Below are 18585 nucleotides of genomic sequence, written 5' to 3'. Positions count from 1 at the left end.
AGCTTTATTTAGGCAGTAAAGTTCGTTTTTTTTGTTTTAGTGTGATATAATGAGAAAAAGACTAATAAAAAAGAATGGTGAATAACTAATGAAATTAAGAAGAAGTGATCGGATGGTTGTTATTTCCAATTACTTGATTAACAATCCATACAAATTAACCAGTCTCAATACCTTTGCGGAAAAGTATGAATCTGCTAAATCTTCTATTTCAGAAGATATTGTCATTATTAAACGTGCCTTCGAAGAAATTGAAATCGGCCATATTCAGACAGTGACAGGTGCTGGTGGCGGTGTTATTTTCACACCATCTATCTCTACCCTTGAGTCTAAAACAATCATCGAAGAGCTTCGCAGCAAACTTTCAGAGAGCGACCGCATTCTTCCAGGTGGCTACATTTATTTGTCTGACCTATTGAGTACGCCAGCTATTTTGAAAAATATCGGCCGCATTATTGCCAAGAGCTTTATGGACCAAAAGATTGATGCTGTGATGACTGTTGCAACCAAAGGGGTTCCGCTTGCTAATGCAGTTGCAAATGTTCTCAACGTACCTTTTGTCATTGTCCGTCGTGACTTGAAAATCACAGAAGGTTCAACTGTGAGTGTTAACTATGTTTCAGGTTCTAGTGACCGTATTGAAAAAATGTTCCTTTCAAAACGGAGTCTTAAAGCAGGAAGTCGTGTCTTGATCGTTGATGATTTCTTAAAAGGCGGAGGAACTATTAATGGTATGATTAGCCTTTTAACAGAGTTTGATTCTGAGTTGGCTGGTGTAGCTGTCTTTGCCGACAATGCGCAGGAAGATCGTGAGCAGCAGTTCGACTACAAATCACTCTTGAAGGTTACGGACATTGATGTGAAGAATCAACAAATTGCTGTTGAAGTTGGAAATATCTTTGACGCAGAAAAATAAAAATTGACTTGAAATACAAAGGTTGGAACTTTCGTCCCAGCCTTTCTTTGATAATGAATATGAAGGAGCCCTATGAAGACGCCATTTATTAAACGTGAAGACTTAGAAAAGATTGTTGAAGAGTTTCCAACTCCATTCCATCTCTACGATGAAAAAGGTATTCGCGAGAAAGCACGCGCAGTAAACAAAGCCTTTTCTTGGAATAAGGGTTTTAAAGAATACTTCGCAGTAAAAGCAACTCCAACTCCAGCTATCTTGAAAATTTTGCAAGAAGAAGGATGTGGAGTGGACTGTTCTAGTTATGTAGAGCTCTTGATGAGTCACAAATTAGGATTTTCTGGTTCCGATATGATGTTCTCGTCCAACAATACCCCAGACCAAGAGTACACCTATGCCAGGGAATTGGGGGCTACAATAAATTTGGATGCCTTTGAAGATATTGAACATTTAGAGCGTGCAGCTGGGATTCCCGAGATTATCTCTTGCCGTTACAATCCAGGTGGAGTATTTGAACTAGGAACGGATATTATGGATAATCCTGGGGAAGCTAAGTTCGGGATGACCAAGGAACAGCTCTTTGAAGCTTTTGCTATCTTGAAAGAAAAGGGAGCGAAAACTTTTGGCATTCATTCCTTCCTAGCTTCCAATACAGTGACTCACCTCTACTATCCAGAATTAGCCCGTCAGCTCTTTGAGTTGGCCGTGGAAATCAAGGATAAATTAGGAATTTCCCTCGATTTTATCAATCTTTCCGGAGGTATCGGGGTCAACTATCGTCCGGACCAGGAGCCAAATGATATTGCTTTAATTGGTGAGGGTGTTCGTCAGGTTTATGAAGAAGTCCTCACACCAGCAGGTCTTGGTCAAGTTAAGATTTTTACAGAACTAGGACGCTTTATGTTGGCGCCTCATGGAATTCTAGTGACTAAAGTAACCCATAAAAAGAAAACATACCGAACTTATCTCGGAGTAGATGCGTCAGCTGTCAATCTGATGAGACCGGCTATGTATGGAGCCTATCACCATATCACCAATATGATGAATCCTAACGGTCAGACGGAAGTAGTTGATGTTGTTGGCTCTCTTTGTGAAAACAACGATAAGTTTGCAGTTAATCGTGAACTACCTCAAACAGAAATTGGTGATTTGTTAGTCATTCATGATACAGGTGCGCATGGCTTCTCTATGGGCTACCAGTACAATGCCAAACTTCGTTCAGCAGAAATTCTCTATACAGAAGATGGCGGGGCACGGCTAATCCGTAGAGCAGAGCGACCTGAGGACTATTTTGCAACTCTCTATGGATTTGACTTTGATAAAGATTAGTAGAATTTATGAAAATCATGAAAGTTGAAAGTGAAAAACAGATTGTTTTCTAAAAAATAGACAAAATCTATTGTTTTTCCTTTCAAGCGTGATATAATAAAATTATAAAACGGTTTCAAGGAAGGTGACGTGATGTCTGAAGAAACAATTGACTATGGACAAGTGACAGGAATGGTGCATTCGACAGAGAGTTTTGGGGCGGTAGATGGTCCTGGGATTCGTTTTATTGTCTTTTTGCAGGGTTGTCAGATGCGTTGCCAATATTGCCATAACCCTGACACATGGGCGATGGAAACCAATAAATCTCGTGTAAGAACAGTAGATGATGTTCTAGAAGAAGCGCTTCGTTATCGTGGTTTCTGGGGAGATAAGGGAGGTATCACAGTCAGTGGAGGAGAAGCCCTCTTGCAGATTGATTTCCTAATCGCTCTTTTTACAAAAGCAAAAGAAAAGGGGATCCACTGTACCTTGGATACTTGTGCCCTTCCATTCCGAAACAAACCACGCTATCTAGAGAAATTCAACAAGCTCATGGCCGTTACAGACTTAGTTCTCCTTGATATCAAGGAAATCAACGAAGCACAGCACAAGATTGTAACCAGTCAGACCAACAAAAACATCTTGGCATGTGCGCAGTACTTGTCAGATATTGGGAAACCTGTTTGGATTCGTCACGTTCTCGTACCAGGATTGACAGACCGTGATGAAGATTTGATTGAACTCGGTAAGTTCGTAAAAACTCTTAAAAACGTTGATAAGTTTGAAATCTTGCCTTACCACACTATGGGAGAATTCAAATGGCGTGAACTTGGGATTCCATATTCGCTTGAAGGGGTGAAACCTCCAACAGCAGATCGTGTGAAGAACGCTAAGGAATTGATGGATACAGAAAGTTATCAAGATTACATGAAACGTGTTCATGGATAAAAAGAAGCCTGATGGGGACATCGGGCTTTTCTGGTATCAAAAAAGCTTAGCCAAAATGCTAAGCCTTTTATTTTTATCTAGAATGTTGTTTTCCAGAATTGCGTTTTTTGTTTTTCTTTTTATTAGAAGTTGAGATAACTGCTGCTGATTCAGGGGTTACATCTTTACGAGTACCTGAAGTTTTACTTGCTTTTGGTGGGTTCTTTGCAAATTCTTCGCGTACTTTTTTACGAAGTTTTGGACGAATGATGTAGTTGACGATGAATTGTTGAAGGATCATCATGAAACCACCGACAACCCAGTAAAGTGTAACGCTGGCTGGTGAGAAGATAGAGAACATGACGATCATCATTGGACTCATGTAAATCATCTTCTTAAGTTGTTCTCTTTGAGTCTCGTCCTCAACTCCGTGTAGAGAAAGGAGTGATTGGATGTAGTAGAGAACACCTGCGCAGGCAATGAGAATCCAACTTGGAGATCCCAATGCAATTCCTAAGAAGCTAGCTTCAGAAACACCTTCTGTATGTTGAGCAGCAAAGTAGATGGCAGAGAAGAAAGGCATTTGAATGAGGATAGGGAAACATCCTACACCACCAAACATACTAATACCGTGCTCTTTTTGAGCAGCAAAGAGAGCTTGTTGGGCTTCTAGTTTTTCTTCCTGAGTAGTTGCTTCTTTCAGACGAGTTTGATGTGGCTCAAGAACATGCTTGAGGGCGTTCATCTTTTCAGAGTGAAGAGTTGCCTTCCATGATTGGTAGATACCAAGTGGTAAAATAATCAAGCGGACGATAATGGTTACGATAATAATAGCGACCCCGAAGCCTAGCCCTTTATCAGTAGCAAAGTACTTGATAGCTTCAGCCATAGGTGCTCCAATTGTATTCCAAATAAATCCTGTTGGTTGTCCAGTCGTTTTATCAACCTGGACACAGCCTGTCAAGACTAATAGCATAGCCACTCCCATGACTGAGAGGGCGATTCGTTTAATTGATTTCACTGTTTTTATTCCTTCTTAAAAAATTATACCTTTCTATTCTACTGTTTTTTTTGAAAATATACAATAGTTCTAGAGACCTAATTTGCGACTTTGAAATCTGAATAGGATGGAAAGTTGCTCAATTGGACGTCGAGATAGGTTACTTTTGAGAAGGGAGTAGGACCTTTTCGGATTTCTTGGATGAACTTAGCCATGATAGCTGAAGACTCAGCCTGGGCAAGAATTTCGACGGTGCCGTCATCATTGTTCCAGACCCGACCGGTGATTCCGCCTAGTTCGAGAGCAAGGGTATAAACACCCCAGCGAAAGCCAACACCTTGGACGCGCCCCTGTGCAATCATTTTGACCTTTTGCATACCAAACCTCCTTGATTGTGTTATAATACTCCTATGACTATTATAACCTCTAAAGCGAATTCTGTGGTAAAAAATGCCAAGAAATTGCATCAAAAAAAATATCGAAAATCTTCTTATTTAATTGAGGGCTGGCATTTGTTCGAAGAAGCTGTTCAGGCAGGAGCAACGATTGAGAAAATTTTTGCCTTGGCAGAACATGAGGAAAAATTAGGAACTTATCCTCAGACTGTCTTTGTGTCGGAAGAAATCTTACTTGATTTAGCGGATTCACAAACTCCTCAGGGCATCGTTGCTATTGTTCAAAAGGAAGAAGATCAGTTGCCGGATTTGAGCCAAGGAAAGTATCTCTTCTTAGAAGATGTGCAGGATCCAGGGAATGTGGGAACTATGATTCGGACGGCAGATGCAGCTGGATTTTCAGGAGTCATTGTCTCAAGTAAGTCTGCAGATATCTATAGTCTCAAAACACTTCGTTCCATGCAGGGCAGCCATTTCCATTTGCCGATTTATCGCATGCCTGTTGAAACATTTGTAGAAGAGGCTAAAAAGAGCAATTTATCAATTCTGGCAACCACCTTATCACAAAACTCTAAAGACTATCGTGAGCTTGCTCGGCTAGAGAATTTTGCCCTAGTTATGGGAAATGAAGGTCAAGGCATTAGTCCATTCATGGCAGACCAGGCAGACCAACTGGTTCATATCAGTATGAAGGGACAGGCGGAAAGTCTCAATGTTGCCATCGCGGCAGGTATACTCATGTTTTATTTGAGTTAAATGTTTTAATTTTTGTTATAATCAGTAAAAAGATTTCATAAGGAGAAAAAATATGAATCAAACAATTATTCAAGAACGTTCAGGTTTGAATCAATTTTATGCAAAAGTCTATACTTTTGTAGGGATTGGAATTGCCTTATCTGCTCTTGTTTCAGCCCTAATGTTAACAACCTTCCAAGATCTTCTTGTTCAGTTAATGCTTAACGCTCGCGTATGGCTAATCGTAACAGGAATTGTTGAAGTTGCGCTAGTGATTTTTGCAAGTGGTTTAGCAGCAAAGAATAGTCCAGCAACCCTTCCGATATTCCTACTATATTCAGCGGTCAATGGTTTTTCACTAAGCTTCATTGTGTCGCTTTATCTTCCAGGGACAGTTCTGACAGCCTTTATCTCTAGCGCGGCCCTCTTCTTTGTCATGGCAATCGTAGGTGTAGTCATCAAAAAGGATTTGAGCGGAATTGGTCGTGCTTTGATTGCAGCCTTATTTGGTTTGATACTAGCCATGGTTGTCAATATCTTCTTAAATAGTGACCTAATGGACTATATCATTAGTATCATTATGGTTCTTGTCTTTTCAGGATTGATTGCTTGGGATAATCAAAAAATTCGTTATGTTTACGAAGAGTCAGATGGCCAGGTAGCTACTGGTTGGGCAATTTCTTTAGCACTTAGCCTCTACCTCGACTTTATCAACCTCTTCCTTAGCTTCTTACGAATTTTTGGAAGAAACGATTAATACTTTTAGAGCTCAAATGAGCTCTTTTTTAATTTTTACTTTCATTTTTACTGACAAAAAGGTATAATCTTTTTATTATTCAAAAGGAGCAATGTATGAAGAAAAGTTTTATCCATCAGCAAGAAGAGATTTCCTTTGTAAAAAATACCTTTACCCAATATTTGAAAGATAAGTTAGAAGTCGTAGAAGTACAGGGACCAATCTTGAGCAAGGTTGGGGACGGGATGCAGGATAACCTTTCAGGGATTGAACACCCAGTATCTGTTAAAGTTCTGCAAATTCCTAATGAAACCTATGAAGTGGTGCATTCACTTGCTAAGTGGAAACGCCATACCTTGGCTCGTTTTGGTTTTGGTGAGGGAGAAGGCCTCTTTGTTCACATGAAGGCCCTTCGTCCAGACGAAGACTCACTAGATGCGACTCACTCGGTTTATGTTGACCAGTGGGACTGGGAAAAGGTCATTCCTAATGGGCACCGTAATCTAGCCTACCTCAAGGAAACCGTTGAAAAGATTTATAAGGCTATTCGTTTGACAGAGTTGGCAGTCGAAGCCCGCTATGATATTGAGTCAATCTTGCCGAAGCAAATTACCTTTATCCATACTGAAGAATTGGTAGAACGCTATCCAGACTTAACTCCAAAAGAACGTGAAAATGCTATCTGTAAGGAATTCGGTGCAGTTTTCTTGATTGGTATCGGTGGCGTATTGTCAGATGGAAAACCCCATGACGGACGTGCACCAGACTATGATGACTGGACAACAGAATCTGAAAATGGATATAAGGGATTAAATGGAGATATTCTTGTTTGGAATGATAACTTAGGTGCAGCCTTTGAGTTGTCTTCTATGGGAATTCGTGTTGATGAAGACACCCTTCGTCGTCAGGTTGCGATTACAGGAGATGAAGACCGTTTATCCCTAGAATGGCATAGGGCTCTCTTGAACGGACTCTTCCCATTGACAATTGGTGGAGGGATTGGACAGTCACGTATGGCGATGTTCTTGCTTCGTAAGAAGCACATCGGTGAAGTCCAAACTAGTGTTTGGCCACAAGAAGTCAGAGATACTTACGAAAATATTCTTTAAAGAATCGAACCGATAGGTTCGATTTTCTTATTTCATCAGAATTTGGTATAATATACCTTATGAAAATCGTATCAGGAATCTACGGAGGCCGTCCTTTAAAGACCTTGGACGGGAAAACGACGAGACCGACATCGGACAAAGTCCGAGGAGCTATCTTCAATATGATTGGTCCCTACTTTGAAGGAGGGCGTGTGCTAGACCTCTATGCTGGTAGTGGTGGCTTATCCATTGAAGCAGTTTCAAGAGGAATGTCGAGCGCTGTTCTAGTCGAGAAGGATCGCCGAGCCCAGGAGATTGTGGTAGAAAATATCAGGATGACCAAGGAGACATCTAAGTTTCAATTATTGAAAATGGAATCCAGTCGTGCATTGGAGCAGGTGGATGGTGTCTTTGATCTCATCTTTTTGGACCCTCCCTATGCAAAGGAACAGATCGTATCTGACATTGAAAAAATGGCTGAGCGTGATCTTTTTTCAGATGATGTCATGGTGGTTTGCGAGACCGATAAATCAGTAGAACTTCCAGAAGAAATTGCCTGTTTGGGCATTTGGAAGGAAAAAATATATGGGATTAGTAAGGTGACGGTTTATGTCAGATAAAATTGGCCTATTTACAGGTTCTTTTGATCCAATGACCAATGGTCATTTGGATCTCATCGAGCGTGCAAGTAAGCTCTTTGATCAATTGTATGTGGGAATTTTTTATAATCCACACAAAAATGGATTTTTACCGATAGAAAGTCGGCTAAAGACTGTTGAAAAAGCAGTGGCACATCTAAAAAATGTTCAGGTCATATCCTCTCATGATGAATTAGTCGTTGATGTTGCTAGAAAACTAGGTGTAGAGGTTTTGGTGCGTGGCTTGCGTAATGCGACTGATCTTCAGTACGAAGCCAGTTTTGATTTTTATAACCATCAATTAGCAGGAGAAATTGAGACAGTCTATCTCCATGCTCGACCAGAGCATATTTACATCAGCTCTTCAGCTGTGAGAGAACTATTGAAATTTGGTCAAGATATCAGCGAGTATGTACCAAATGCTGTCTTGGAGGAGTTAAACAATGAAGAAAAAAACTAGATGGCCCATATATCTAATCATCGGGCTTATTGTCACTTTTATCGCTTTTACGGTGCCTCTGCCTTACTACATTGAGGTGCCAGGGACTTCAGAAGATATTCGAAAGGTTTTACAAGTCAATAACCAACCGGACCAAGAAGAGGGTTCTTATCAATTTGTAACGGTTGGAGTTAAACACGCTAGAATGGTGGACTTGGTTTATGCTTGGTTAACACCTTTTACAGATATTCGTAGTGCCAAAGAGATGACAGGGGGTTCTTCGGATGCAGAATATATGCGAATCAACCAGTTTTACATGGAAACTTCGCAAAACATGGCCAAATATCAGGGTCTGAAGTCGGCGGGTAAAGAGATAGAACTCAAATACCTGGGAGTCTATGTTTTGACCGTAACAGACAACTCAACCTTCAAGGGAATTCTCAATATTGCTGACACTGTAACAGCTGTGAATGATAAGACTTTTGAAAGTTCCAAGGAGATGGTCGACTACGTCAACTCTCAAACGCTAGGTGATAAGGTTAAGGTTACTTATCAAGAGGACGGGAAAGTCAAAACTGCTGAAGGAAAAATCATTACTCTGGAAAATGGGAAAAATGGTATTGGAATCGGTTTAATTGACCGCACAGAAGTGTCAAGTGATGTGCCAATCAAGTTTTCAACGGCTGGTATTGGTGGTCCAAGTGCAGGAATGATGTTTAGTTTATCCATCTATACTCAAATTGCAGACCCAACTCTTCGAAACGGACGCATTATTGCTGGTACAGGAAGTATCGATAGAGATGGGAATGTTGGCGATATTGGTGGGATTGACAAAAAAGTTGTTGCTGCAGCTAAAAAGGGAGCGACTGTATTCTTTGCTCCTAACAATCCAGTAACGGAAGAAGCTAAAAAGGCCAATCCCAATGCTAAAAGTAATTATGACACGGCTGTAGAAGCTGCTGAAATGATTAAAACGGACATGAAGATTGTTCCAGTTAAAACGCTTCAAGATGCAATTGACTACTTGAAAAACAACCCCTAAAATACGGTGTGAGTCCATAGACTAGCGTAGAAAAAAAGAAGATGGTATAATAGGCAGATGATTCAATTGTTTTTTACCCTCAGTAGTCATATGTTTTTTGTCTACCTGGTTTTTCAACTCTTGAAAGATTTGGTCAAATGGGATCAAATTTTGAAGGTGACTAAGGACAATGCGAGGAAGGTACGACTTTTGGTCGTATTGTGTAGTATCGGTTTAGGATATCTGATTAGCTCTTTTTTCCTAAATCTCTACCAATTATGGCAAGAAGCAGTACGGACATTATTCTAAACTCGAAAGTAAAGGAAAATAGTTATGGAAAAAATTGTAGTTCGAGGTGGCGATAATCGCCTTGTCGGAAGTGTCACCATCGAGGGTGCAAAAAATGCAGTTTTACCCCTACTTGCGGCGACGATTTTAGCAAGCGAAGGAAAAACAGTTTTAAAAAATGTTCCTATCTTATCAGATGTTTTTACCATGAACCAGGTCGTTCGTGGTTTAAATGCCAAAGTAGACTTTGATCAAGAAGCACATATTATTGAAGTAGATGCAACAGATGACATCACAGAAGAAGCACCTTATAAGTATGTCAGCAAGATGCGTGCTTCAATTGTAGTCTTGGGTCCAATCCTAGCTAGAGTTGGTCACGCTAAAGTTTCGATGCCAGGTGGCTGTACAATTGGTAGTCGTCCGATTGACCTTCACCTTAAAGGTTTGGAGGCAATGGGAGCTCAGATTACTCAAACGGCAGGTTATATCGAAGCTAAGGCGGACCGTTTGCACGGAGCTCACATCTATATGGACTTTCCAAGTGTTGGAGCAACCCAAAACTTAATGATGGCTGCGACGCTTGCTGATGGAGTCACTGTTATTGAAAATGCAGCACGTGAACCTGAAATTGTAGACTTAGCTGTTCTTTTAAATAAGATGGGAGCTAAAGTCAAAGGTGCAGGAACAGAAAGCATCACCATCACTGGTGTTGAAAAATTGCATGGTGCAACACATAACGTTGTACAAGACCGTATTGAAGCAGGGACTTTCATGGTTGCCGCTGCAATGACAGGTGGAGATGTCCTAATTCAAGATGCTATCTGGGAACACAATCGACCATTGATAGCGAAATTACAGGAAATGGGTGTTGAAGTCATTGATGAGGATGAAGGTATCCGCATCCGTTCTCAACGAGACAAACTGAAAGCAGTTCATGTTAAGACACTTCCGCATCCAGGGTTTCCTACGGACATGCAGGCACAGTTTACTGCTCTTATGACGGTTGCTCAAGGTGAATCAACTATGATTGAGACAGTCTTTGAGAATCGTTTCCAACATCTAGAAGAAATGCGTCGTATGGGCTTACATTCTGAGATTATCCGTGATACAGCTCGTATCGTTGGAGGTCAACCTCTCCAAGGGGCAGAAGTGTTGTCTACAGACCTTCGTGCAAGTGCAGCCTTGATATTGACAGGTTTAGTGGCCGAGGGTGAGACAGTTGTTGGAAAACTTGTCCATTTGGATAGAGGCTATTATCGTTTCCATGAAAAATTAGCTCAGCTAGGAGCTAAGATTGAACGGGTAAGTGTGGAAGCTGATGAAGATGAATAAACAAGGATCTTATGTATTACGTAGATTCCTACTAGTTATAATTGTCCTACTTCTAGGGGTCTTAGCACTTGGAATTGGCTTGATGATTGGCTACGGTATCTTAGGCAAGAGTCAAGATCCATGGGCAATTTTAGCACCAGAAAAATGGCATGAGTTAATTGCGAAATTTACAGGAAAATGAGAGTGGGACAGAAATCGGTAATTCGTTAGAATTCGATTTCGTTGTCCCACCTCCGCACAGTTGAGTAGGGCTGTAAAAGCTGATGAAATCAGCGTAGTAGAGCCCACTCAGCCACTGCGTCTTGATCGACAATCCAAAGACAATTGAGAGGCTAGGACTTTTGTCCCAGCTTCTTTTCTAGAAAGTGAAATGAAGGAGAAAACATGAATAAAAAAAACAGACAGGCCCTTATAGGTCTTCTGATTTTCCTACTTTTGTCGGCAGGAAGTTACTACATAAAAGAAATGCAGGCTTCGAATGCCACGCCACGAACACAGGTACAGCAGAAATCCCAATCGCTTGATACTCCAAATCAAGAATTGGCTGAGAGTGTATTGACAGACTCGGTAAAAAAACAAATAAAGGGGACTCTTGAGTGGAATGGAGCAGGAGCCTTTATTGTCAATGGGAATAAGACTAATCTGGATGCAAAAGTTTCAAGTAAACCTTATGCTGATAATAAAACAAAAACTGTAGGCGGGGAGACGGTCCCAACTGTAGCCAATGCCCTTATGTCAAAAGCAACAAGACAGTACAAAGACCGTGAAGAAACTGGGAATGGCTCAACCTCTTGGACGCCAGCAGGATGGCATCAAGTTAAAAATCTAAAAGGAACTTACAATCACGCAGTAGATAGAGGACACTTGTTAGGCTATGCCTTGATTGGCGGTTTAGATGGCTTTGATGCATCTACTAGCAATCCCAAAAATATCGCTGTACAAACAGCCTGGGCCAATCAAGCACGCGCAGAGGATTCAACGGGACAAAACTACTATGAAAGTTTAGTTCGAAAAGCCTTGGATCAAAATAAGCGCGTGCGTTACCGTGTCACATTGCTCTACGCAACAGAAGAAGATTTGGTCCCTTCTGCATCTCAGATTGAAGCCAAATCATCTGACGGGGAATTAGAATTTAATGTTGTGATTCCTAACGTTCAAAAGGGAATTCAGTTAGACTACCGAACAGGCAAAGTAACCGTAACAAAAGACTAATGAATAGATAGTCCCTTATCTTATTTAGATAGGGGATTTGCTACTGAAATCGTAATTTAATGTGTAGAAGTTAAAAAATATGGTATAATAGTCACAATTATACTTTTTAGGAGAAGGAAAATGGAAGACCCGAGCAGTCAGGATTTGTTACTGCAATTTGTATTATTAGTTGTTTTGACCTTTTTAAATGCCTTTTTCTCTGCAACAGAGATGGCCCTGGTTTCACTTAGTCGTTCACGTGTTGAGCAAAAAGCTGAAGAGGGAGATAGACGCTATATCCGTTTACTAAAGGTACTTGAAAACCCAAATCACTTTTTATCAACCATTCAAGTTGGTATCACCTTGATTACGATTTTGTCAGGGGCTAAACTAGCAGATTCACTTGGAGAGTTGATTGCTTCTTGGATGGGAAATAGTGAGACTGCCTATGCAGTAGCTAGCTTCTTATCGTTAGCTTTCTTGACCTATATTTCTATCGTTTTTGGCGAGCTTTATCCGAAACGCATTGCTCTCAATTTAAAAGATGCCTTGGCCATCCGAACAGTACCATTTATTATCGCTCTCGGTAAGATTGTGAGTCCCTTTGTTTGGATGCTCTCCGCATCAACCAATCTTTTGAGTCGTTTGACACCGATGACATTTGACGATGCAGACGAAAAAATGACTCGTGATGAGATTGAGTACATGCTGACTAAGAGCGAAGAAACCTTGGATGCTGATGAAATCGAGATGTTACAGGGGATTTTCTCACTAGATGAGCTTATGGCGCGTGAAGTCATGGTTCCTCGAACAGATGCCTTCATGGTGGATATCCAAGATGACACTCAAACGATCATCGAAAGTATCTTAAAACAAAACTTTTCTCGTATTCCTGTCTATGATAATGACAAGGATAACGTGATTGGTTTGATTCATACCAAGAGTCTGCTTAAAGCAGGGTTTACCGATGGTTTTGACAATATCATCTTGAGAAAGATTTTACAGGAACCACTCTTTGTACCTGAAACCATTTTTGTGGACGATTTGTTAAAAGAACTAAGAAATTCACAAAGACAGATGGCAATTCTTCTCGATGAATATGGAGGAATGGCTGGTTTGGTCACTCTTGAGGATTTACTTGAAGAGATTGTTGGTGAAATTGATGATGAAACCGACCGAGCTGAAGTCTATGTCTATACCATTGGTGAGGACACCCATATTGTCCAAGGAACAATGACCCTAAACGACTTCAATGACTACTTTGATGTAGAACTTGAAAGTGACGATGTGGATACTATTGCTGGTTATTATTTGACTGGCGTGGGAACCATTCCAACATCAGAGAAACTCAGCTATGAGCTAGATAGTGGCAATAAGCATATCACATTGACAAATGACAAGGTGAAAAATGGTCGTGTCACCAAGCTTAAAGTTCAAATCCAAGAACTTGAATCAGAAGAAGAAGCTGAATAAAACAAAAAGACTCCATCAGGAGTCTTTCTTTATTATAGAGGCGGTAGACGGATTAAAAACTATTGATTTATCGGGCTTTGTGGGCAGTTCGCCCCAAATCCGCCCCAAATTTAAGCGGTTAGGAAAATTTCTTTTATTTGCTCGAAGTTCTTATCCGCAAGTGCTTCCATTTGATGAGAATAAACTTTCAAGGTGATGTCCGGGCTTTCATGTCCTAACAATTTCGATATAGTCACAATGTCAATCCCTTTAAATATTAGGTAAGAAGCATAAGTGTGTCTTAGACTGTGGTTTCTGACAGGCCTGCCTACAAGTCTTTTTATCAACTTGTTACAAGCTGAGTTTGAAACTCCGAAACACACCCTGTTTTTAATGTTTGCTTGCCAGTAGCTCTTTCTATACGTTTTTAAAGTTTCGATCGTGATCCTGTCGATTGGGATTTTTCTTTTTGAACTCTCATTTTTTAAATCTCCGAAATCTTGCGTTTTGGAATAATCAAAAGACTTGTTTATATCTATGATTCCATTTTTAAAGTCAATGTCGTCCCATGTAAGCCCCAGAGCCTCAGAGAAGCGCATACCAGTCACCGAAAGTAAGTAGAGGGCAAAATAGGACACGTACTGTATATTCGAGCGTGTGGACGAAATTAGAGCCTTATATTCGTTCTCTTCCAAGAAGTCGTTATCCTCTGACCTGGTTTCGATTTGTGATTTTACTTTTGCATCGTCTGCGAAATTGTAGCTGATCACTTGCTCCCTGACTGCCACTTTTAGAGCGCCCTTGATTTGATAGTGGAATTTCTCAAGGGTTTCTTGAGCGTATTTCTCGCCAAACTCGTTGAGCCGTTTTTGGTAATATAAGGGAGTGATATCCTTTACTTTCAAATCTCCAAAGTACGTTTTGATATGCTTCAGATTTTTGGTGTATGTGTCCCAAGTCTTATCCTTGACATGTGGACGCTTGTATACATCGGACCACGTTTTAACAAAATCGTAAAGCGTGACATCTTTGTCTGTCAAGATATTCTCGGATAGGTTATCCTCTATCTCCCTTGCTGCAACTTGAGCTAGTTTCTTGGTCTTGAATCCACTTTTTGATTTTTGTTTGTATTTGCCGTCTGTATCCTTGTAAGATATTCGGTATTCCCAACCGTTATCTCTTTTTCTGAAGTATGCCATTGATTTTACCTCACTTTTTTGATAAAATGGGCATAGAAAAGAGGGCTTTTTAATGCCTATCTTTCTATACATCCCACCTCACGCTCAGACTCGCCAAAGTTTGAGAGCGTGGGGATTTTTTAATTAGATGATTTTTTCAAAAACCATAGTAGCTTGGATACGATCTCCACCACTCAGGCCTTTACTTCCACCATTGGCAGTAGTGATAGTATGTAAACGATAACCTTTTTCTACTTGCTTGTTAATCACATTTTCTAGTTCAGTCAAATTACCTGAACCAGTTCCAAAAAACTTTTCTTTCAAAGTTACTTGAAGTACAACATAGTGTAATCCATTAACTCCAGAAGCAGTTGAAAAAGATGATTCTTGTTTAATATTGTCAAAAATTCCCATAGGTTTTTACTCCTTTAATTTAATAACGCTTGATATTCTTCCATAACCATTACTTCATCAGTAGTGGTTTTTAAATTATAAAATTTCATGAAGTCAAGATAATTAAAATCTGACGGATCATCTAATTCTTCTAATGCATCCACTAATAAATGATGTATCATGTTCCTGTTAGCTTCATTTTCGCACCTTATAAGTGCGTTTTGGTATTCTCTTTCAGTGTGATCTATGTGACCCAGTTCATGGAGAATAACTTGCTTTTGCTTATCTGGACTAAGGTCTTTGCTGACGAATACTACTTTGATTTCGTCGACGTAAATCCCATTCCTGTTCCAGACGTCTTTATCGAAGTATTCAACACGCACGCCATATTTAGCACAAATCTCATTGATGCTCATTTTCTACCACTCAAATATATTTGAATTATATTCTGTATAGCTTCGATATCTTCCTCGTTCAATGGTTTACCGTCAAATGTTTTCGCATTTTCAGCCATTTTTCGTAGGTCTAAATCTGTATATGTTTTCGGTTCTACTGAAGTTTCATCACTCCAGCCCATGAGTTCAGCCGGAGAAATATACAACTTATCAGCAATCTTTTTCAAAACTTCCGGACCAACCTTTTCGATGTCCCCTTTTTCATAACGAAATATAGTAGAACGTGAAACACCGACTGCATCGGCTAGATCGTCAGCAGAGATTTTTAATTCTTTTCTTCTTAATTTTATTTTTTCTCCAACGTTCATGATAATTGCCTCCTATATATTACACATTAATTTTACACCTTTAGTTTCAAAAATGCAATAAAAAAAGTTTCAAAAATGCGATTTTTTTGTTGACATTTACTTTTCAAGGTGTTATACTTATTACAACAAGTCGCACAAGTGCGACATAATGAAAGGGGAATATATGGTAGATGTTTCAAAATTAAAAGGTAAAATTGTTGAACGCAATACCACGCAAGAAGAACTTGCAAATAAAATTGGCATTGATAAAAGCACGTTTTACCGCAAGATGAAACAAAATGGCAACTTCTCAATCAAAGAAGTGAACTTGATTGTATCAACACTCAATCTTTCAAAAGATGAAGCTATGTCCATTTTTTTTAGTGATACAGTCGCATAAGTGCGACAAAAAAGAAAGGAGTGCGCATGAAAGAAATTGAAAAAAATGCCCTCAATGATGTTTTGAGGACAATTATACTTGTAAACGGAAAGATTGAAGAAATTGCTGAAATTCAAAAGCAGCAGGAAATACTTATTTCTTATCTTCGAGGGATGATAGCTGGTTCTGAATCTGAGTGATTCTATCTTGAGATTGTTTAACAATTGACTGATAGCCAAGTTGTGATTCGTTTAATTTTAAATCACGAATGATTCCAGGAGAATAGTTTGACTGATTTTTTTCAAGAAGATTTAGTATTTTGTCTAGCTTTTTAGTTAGTTTATCATCAAGCTTATCTAATGTAACGCTTTTATCAAGACTACTCTCAGGCATTTTGAAGTTTTCAAAACTTTGAATTTTAGATTTCAAATTTTCTTTAGATTCTTCAATTTTCGATACATCTGTATCATAGAAAACGGTACGAGTCGTCATAACATCAAAAGGAAGTCTTTCTCCTACTCTTATGATTGGAACAAGAGGCAGTTCAAGTGCCTGTCTAAAACCTAACTCGTAAAATGCGTTGGGATTATGGTCTGTCATATCTGCTATAACCATAGGAGCAGTTTTAAGGTAATTGATAATTGTAGCGTTGATGTTATCTACCGCATTTACGTGGTCAACACGTACAGGCTTATAACCAAGGTCTTCACAAACAGGGGCGATAAGATATTTATATACATTATCAGCTCTTTCCCTAGTAGGGGTACCAGATTCACCAATAGCAGTCACAATAAAACAAATTTTTTCAGTCATAACTATACTCCGCAAATTTTATTATCTTTATTATACCAAATTTAGAAAGGAAAAAAACAATGAAACCAAACCGATATCCGTATAGCGGGAAAAAAGGCCATACCTTAATAAAGGTAGAACCTGAATTAGTTGAAAAAGTTTTAAGACCTAGGAGTATTCTTATAGATTCTCAAAGTCTGACAACAAAATTACAAGCTAAAGACATAAGTGCTGGTGATATCATTTGTATTGATGAGTTAATTCGTGGAATCGATTCATATTTTGATTCTGTTAATATTATTGGAAAATCTTCACTGAATGACTATGGAAGAGGTCAGCATGGTACAATATTCCGCATTGCTAATGTTTTGAGAAAAATAAGAGAAAATGAAGAAAAAGCGTCAGGTGACGCTTAAAAATAGTACTAAAAACCTAGCTCAGGATCTGGATTCTTATTACTTAATTCAACAATTGCTATCTGATCTGGAGCGATATATACAGTATCACCATCAATTAGAACGTAAAGATCATCTGATGTTTTAGCGCTCACTACATCGTAACAATAATTATGATTTTTAATTCTGATTGAAACAATTTTTTTATCAGAAAGCAATTGATTTATCAATTCTTTCATGACATTAACTCCTTTCTGTTAATTTTTTTGACTAAAACAGTGAGAGGTCCTAGTTAAAAGTTATTATATCAAATCAAGGAGGAATCACATCGGTCTTAAGACTGATATATAGGAGGTTGAATGGAAGATAAAATCATAGAATTAGCTGATTACTTTATCAGGGAGAACACAACATACAGAGAAGCTAAGATAGCGTGTGAGAGGCTATTGAAACAAGTTAGCCATGAGATAGAACTCAGGGCCATGGAAAGTAAAATTCCTAAACAAAAAAGCACCTGACGGCAATCAGGCACTCATCAAAAATATCTAAGGAAATTATATCATGAATGACTTAATGAATCAATTATTAGATCAGTTTGAAGCTGGATTGATGGATAGAACACTCAAAGTCATGACGATTGTGACCGATGAGAAAAGGCGCTATCCAATGGAATTGAACAAGTCGCAATGCTCCGAAATGTTACTTGGAACAAAAGACACGTCAACGTTTGACGAACGTTTCAACCGACACGCAGACTTCCCAAGAATTGAGGGCAAGCGCGAGAAATATCCAAGGGATGCCGTGATTGAATGGTATCACGAAAACTGGCAGAAAACTGCAATATAGGAGAAATTACATGAAATTAATAGACAAAATCACAAAATGGTTTTTCAACACAACCAAAATCGAAGTCAACACCGACTGGAGATTGGTTGCGTTGGATACGAACAGGGAATTGATAGACCTTCAAGAAAAATATCAGCAAGCAAATCAACGTATCGCAGATCTTGAAAAAATCGTAGCAATCTATGAAGAAAAGGAAAACACAAAATGATTGAATATATCTATTTCGGAACAACAATGCTTTTTTTGCTCTGGGCACTAGTAAATGAGCTAGATGACCGAGCAGAATCTAAAAAGAAAAACAGACAACTAATCGCAAGCGACATCGCTCGTATGAATCTGAGAAATTCAGATAAGCAATTTACATACGATGTGGATCCACCAGTAGGATTGAAATAAGGGA

Annotated in this window: 29 protein-coding genes; 21 read left to right on the top strand and 8 right to left on the bottom strand. The window is 39.3% G+C overall.

The genetic code is table 11. The features are described from left to right. The first annotated feature begins 88 nt into the window (after window positions 1-88). From purR to pflA, 3 genes are all read left to right on the top strand, one after another. Window positions 89-913: a pur operon repressor gene (gene purR, locus KJR31_RS05860; protein WP_214262488.1), complete on the top strand. Its 825-nt coding sequence runs from the start codon at window positions 89-91 to the stop codon at window positions 911-913. Between the two features lie 72 nt (window positions 914-985). Beyond that, the gene (locus KJR31_RS05855; RefSeq protein WP_214262487.1) at window positions 986-2239 is read left to right on the top strand and encodes a diaminopimelate decarboxylase; all 1254 of its coding nucleotides are present in this window, start codon (window positions 986-988) and stop codon (window positions 2237-2239) included. A gap of 132 nt (window positions 2240-2371) precedes the next feature. Then, window positions 2372-3166, top strand: a complete 795-nt coding sequence (gene pflA / locus KJR31_RS05850; protein WP_004251620.1) for a pyruvate formate-lyase-activating protein — start codon at window positions 2372-2374, stop codon at window positions 3164-3166. Window positions 3167-3239: 73 nt separating this feature from the next. On the opposite strand, the gene yidC is transcribed toward pflA, so the two are convergent. Both yidC and KJR31_RS05840 read right to left on the bottom strand, forming a co-directional pair. Next, entirely contained in the window at window positions 3240-4166 is a 927-nt protein-coding gene (gene yidC / locus KJR31_RS05845) for a membrane protein insertase YidC (protein WP_214262486.1), read from the bottom strand. 77 nt (window positions 4167-4243) lie between these two features. Then, window positions 4244-4522, bottom strand: coding sequence for an acylphosphatase (locus KJR31_RS05840; RefSeq protein WP_001174501.1), 279 nt, complete (start codon window positions 4520-4522; stop codon window positions 4244-4246). Between the two features lie 33 nt (window positions 4523-4555). Here KJR31_RS05840 and KJR31_RS05835 point away from each other — a divergent pair, with 33 nt between their 5' ends. From KJR31_RS05835 to KJR31_RS05785, 11 genes are all read left to right on the top strand, one after another. Further along, entirely contained in the window at window positions 4556-5296 is a 741-nt protein-coding gene (locus KJR31_RS05835; RefSeq protein WP_214262485.1) for a TrmH family RNA methyltransferase, read from the top strand. 52 nt (window positions 5297-5348) lie between these two features. Beyond that, the gene (locus KJR31_RS05830) at window positions 5349-6032 is read left to right on the top strand and encodes a Bax inhibitor-1/YccA family protein (protein WP_214262484.1); all 684 of its coding nucleotides are present in this window, start codon (window positions 5349-5351) and stop codon (window positions 6030-6032) included. A gap of 95 nt (window positions 6033-6127) precedes the next feature. Next, a complete protein-coding gene (asnA, locus tag KJR31_RS05825) occupies window positions 6128-7120 on the top strand; it encodes an aspartate--ammonia ligase (RefSeq protein ID WP_214262483.1) in 993 nt (330 codons plus the stop codon). A 59-nt stretch (window positions 7121-7179) separates the two neighbouring features. Next, on the top strand, window positions 7180-7719 hold the full coding sequence (gene rsmD / locus KJR31_RS05820; protein ID WP_214262482.1) for a 16S rRNA (guanine(966)-N(2))-methyltransferase RsmD: 540 nt from the start codon (window positions 7180-7182) through the stop codon (window positions 7717-7719). Then, window positions 7709-8197: a pantetheine-phosphate adenylyltransferase gene (gene coaD, locus KJR31_RS05815; RefSeq protein WP_214262481.1), complete on the top strand. Its 489-nt coding sequence runs from the start codon at window positions 7709-7711 to the stop codon at window positions 8195-8197. Before rsmD ends, coaD begins: the two co-directional genes overlap by 11 nt. Further along, window positions 8181-9218 carry a SepM family pheromone-processing serine protease gene (locus KJR31_RS05810; RefSeq protein WP_214262480.1) on the top strand — a complete coding sequence of 346 codons (1038 nt, stop codon included), beginning with the start codon at window positions 8181-8183 and terminating at the stop codon, window positions 9216-9218. Before coaD ends, KJR31_RS05810 begins: the two co-directional genes overlap by 17 nt. A 57-nt stretch (window positions 9219-9275) precedes the next feature. After that, window positions 9276-9506, top strand: a complete 231-nt coding sequence (locus KJR31_RS05805; RefSeq protein WP_033587493.1) for a DUF1146 family protein — start codon at window positions 9276-9278, stop codon at window positions 9504-9506. 24 nt (window positions 9507-9530) lie between these two features. Continuing rightward, entirely contained in the window at window positions 9531-10817 is a 1287-nt protein-coding gene (gene murA / locus KJR31_RS05800; RefSeq protein WP_214262479.1) for a UDP-N-acetylglucosamine 1-carboxyvinyltransferase, read from the top strand. After that, window positions 10810-10998 carry a DNA-directed RNA polymerase subunit beta gene (locus KJR31_RS05795; protein ID WP_195183716.1) on the top strand — a complete coding sequence of 63 codons (189 nt, stop codon included), beginning with the start codon at window positions 10810-10812 and terminating at the stop codon, window positions 10996-10998. The genes murA and KJR31_RS05795 overlap by 8 nt, the downstream gene beginning before the upstream one ends. Before the next feature lie 203 nt (window positions 10999-11201). Further along, window positions 11202-12029, top strand: coding sequence for a DNA/RNA non-specific endonuclease (locus KJR31_RS05790; RefSeq protein ID WP_214262478.1), 828 nt, complete (start codon window positions 11202-11204; stop codon window positions 12027-12029). Window positions 12030-12149: 120 nt separating this feature from the next. Next, window positions 12150-13481, top strand: coding sequence for a hemolysin family protein (locus tag KJR31_RS05785; protein ID WP_214262477.1), 1332 nt, complete (start codon window positions 12150-12152; stop codon window positions 13479-13481). 110 nt (window positions 13482-13591) lie between these two features. Here the strand turns inward: KJR31_RS05785 and KJR31_RS05780 are convergent, their stop codons facing one another. The 4 genes from KJR31_RS05780 to KJR31_RS05765 all read right to left on the bottom strand — a co-directional run bounded on the left by KJR31_RS05780 (window position 13592) and on the right by KJR31_RS05765 (window position 15794). Continuing rightward, on the bottom strand, window positions 13592-14659 hold the full coding sequence (locus tag KJR31_RS05780) for a site-specific integrase (RefSeq protein ID WP_214262531.1): 1068 nt from the start codon (window positions 14657-14659) through the stop codon (window positions 13592-13594). A gap of 123 nt (window positions 14660-14782) precedes the next feature. Further along, entirely contained in the window at window positions 14783-15052 is a 270-nt protein-coding gene (locus KJR31_RS05775; protein ID WP_214262476.1) for a DUF4177 domain-containing protein, read from the bottom strand. Between the two features lie 14 nt (window positions 15053-15066). Next, window positions 15067-15447: an ImmA/IrrE family metallo-endopeptidase gene (locus tag KJR31_RS05770; RefSeq protein ID WP_214262475.1), complete on the bottom strand. Its 381-nt coding sequence runs from the start codon at window positions 15445-15447 to the stop codon at window positions 15067-15069. Further along, on the bottom strand, window positions 15444-15794 hold the full coding sequence (locus tag KJR31_RS05765) for a helix-turn-helix domain-containing protein (protein WP_214262474.1): 351 nt from the start codon (window positions 15792-15794) through the stop codon (window positions 15444-15446). Before KJR31_RS05765 ends, KJR31_RS05770 begins: the two co-directional genes overlap by 4 nt. 163 nt (window positions 15795-15957) lie before the next feature. Between KJR31_RS05765 and KJR31_RS05760 the strand changes: the two genes are divergently transcribed. Continuing rightward, the gene (locus tag KJR31_RS05760) at window positions 15958-16173 is read left to right on the top strand and encodes a helix-turn-helix domain-containing protein (RefSeq protein ID WP_214262473.1); all 216 of its coding nucleotides are present in this window, start codon (window positions 15958-15960) and stop codon (window positions 16171-16173) included. 26 nt (window positions 16174-16199) lie between these two features. After that, the gene (locus tag KJR31_RS05755) at window positions 16200-16352 is read left to right on the top strand and encodes a hypothetical protein (RefSeq protein ID WP_214262472.1); all 153 of its coding nucleotides are present in this window, start codon (window positions 16200-16202) and stop codon (window positions 16350-16352) included. On the opposite strand, the gene KJR31_RS05750 is transcribed toward KJR31_RS05755, so the two are convergent. After that, window positions 16306-16965, bottom strand: coding sequence for a hypothetical protein (locus tag KJR31_RS05750; protein ID WP_214262471.1), 660 nt, complete (start codon window positions 16963-16965; stop codon window positions 16306-16308). The genes KJR31_RS05755 and KJR31_RS05750 overlap by 47 nt on opposite strands. A gap of 59 nt (window positions 16966-17024) precedes the next feature. On the opposite strand from KJR31_RS05750, the gene KJR31_RS05745 reads away from it, so the two are divergent. Next, complete coding sequence (locus tag KJR31_RS05745) at window positions 17025-17360, top strand: hypothetical protein (protein WP_214262536.1); 336 nt, start codon at window positions 17025-17027, stop codon at window positions 17358-17360. Window positions 17361-17368: 8 nt separating this feature from the next. Here the strand turns inward: KJR31_RS05745 and KJR31_RS05740 are convergent, their stop codons facing one another. After that, window positions 17369-17578, bottom strand: coding sequence for a hypothetical protein (locus tag KJR31_RS05740; protein ID WP_214262470.1), 210 nt, complete (start codon window positions 17576-17578; stop codon window positions 17369-17371). 120 nt (window positions 17579-17698) lie between these two features. Here KJR31_RS05740 and KJR31_RS05735 point away from each other — a divergent pair, with 120 nt between their 5' ends. The 4 genes from KJR31_RS05735 to KJR31_RS05720 are packed head-to-tail and all read left to right on the top strand — an operon-like array spanning window position 17699 to window position 18581. Further along, window positions 17699-17857, top strand: a complete 159-nt coding sequence (locus KJR31_RS05735) for a hypothetical protein (protein WP_214262469.1) — start codon at window positions 17699-17701, stop codon at window positions 17855-17857. A gap of 43 nt (window positions 17858-17900) precedes the next feature. Further along, entirely contained in the window at window positions 17901-18185 is a 285-nt protein-coding gene (locus KJR31_RS05730) for a DNA-binding protein (protein ID WP_214262468.1), read from the top strand. A 10-nt stretch (window positions 18186-18195) separates the two neighbouring features. Further along, window positions 18196-18393 (top strand): hypothetical protein, encoded by a 198-nt coding sequence (locus KJR31_RS05725; RefSeq protein WP_214262467.1) that lies wholly within the window; start codon window positions 18196-18198, stop codon window positions 18391-18393. Next, entirely contained in the window at window positions 18390-18581 is a 192-nt protein-coding gene (locus KJR31_RS05720) for a hypothetical protein (RefSeq protein ID WP_214262466.1), read from the top strand. The genes KJR31_RS05725 and KJR31_RS05720 overlap by 4 nt, the downstream gene beginning before the upstream one ends. The last annotated feature ends 4 nt before the right edge of the window (window positions 18582-18585 follow it).

The sequence above is a fragment of the Streptococcus infantis genome, from assembly GCF_018499575.1.
GTDB classification, from domain to species: domain Bacteria; phylum Bacillota; class Bacilli; order Lactobacillales; family Streptococcaceae; genus Streptococcus; species Streptococcus infantis_K.
Note: the sequence above shows the minus strand (reverse complement) of the source record. Positions and strands in the feature narration are given on the sequence as shown.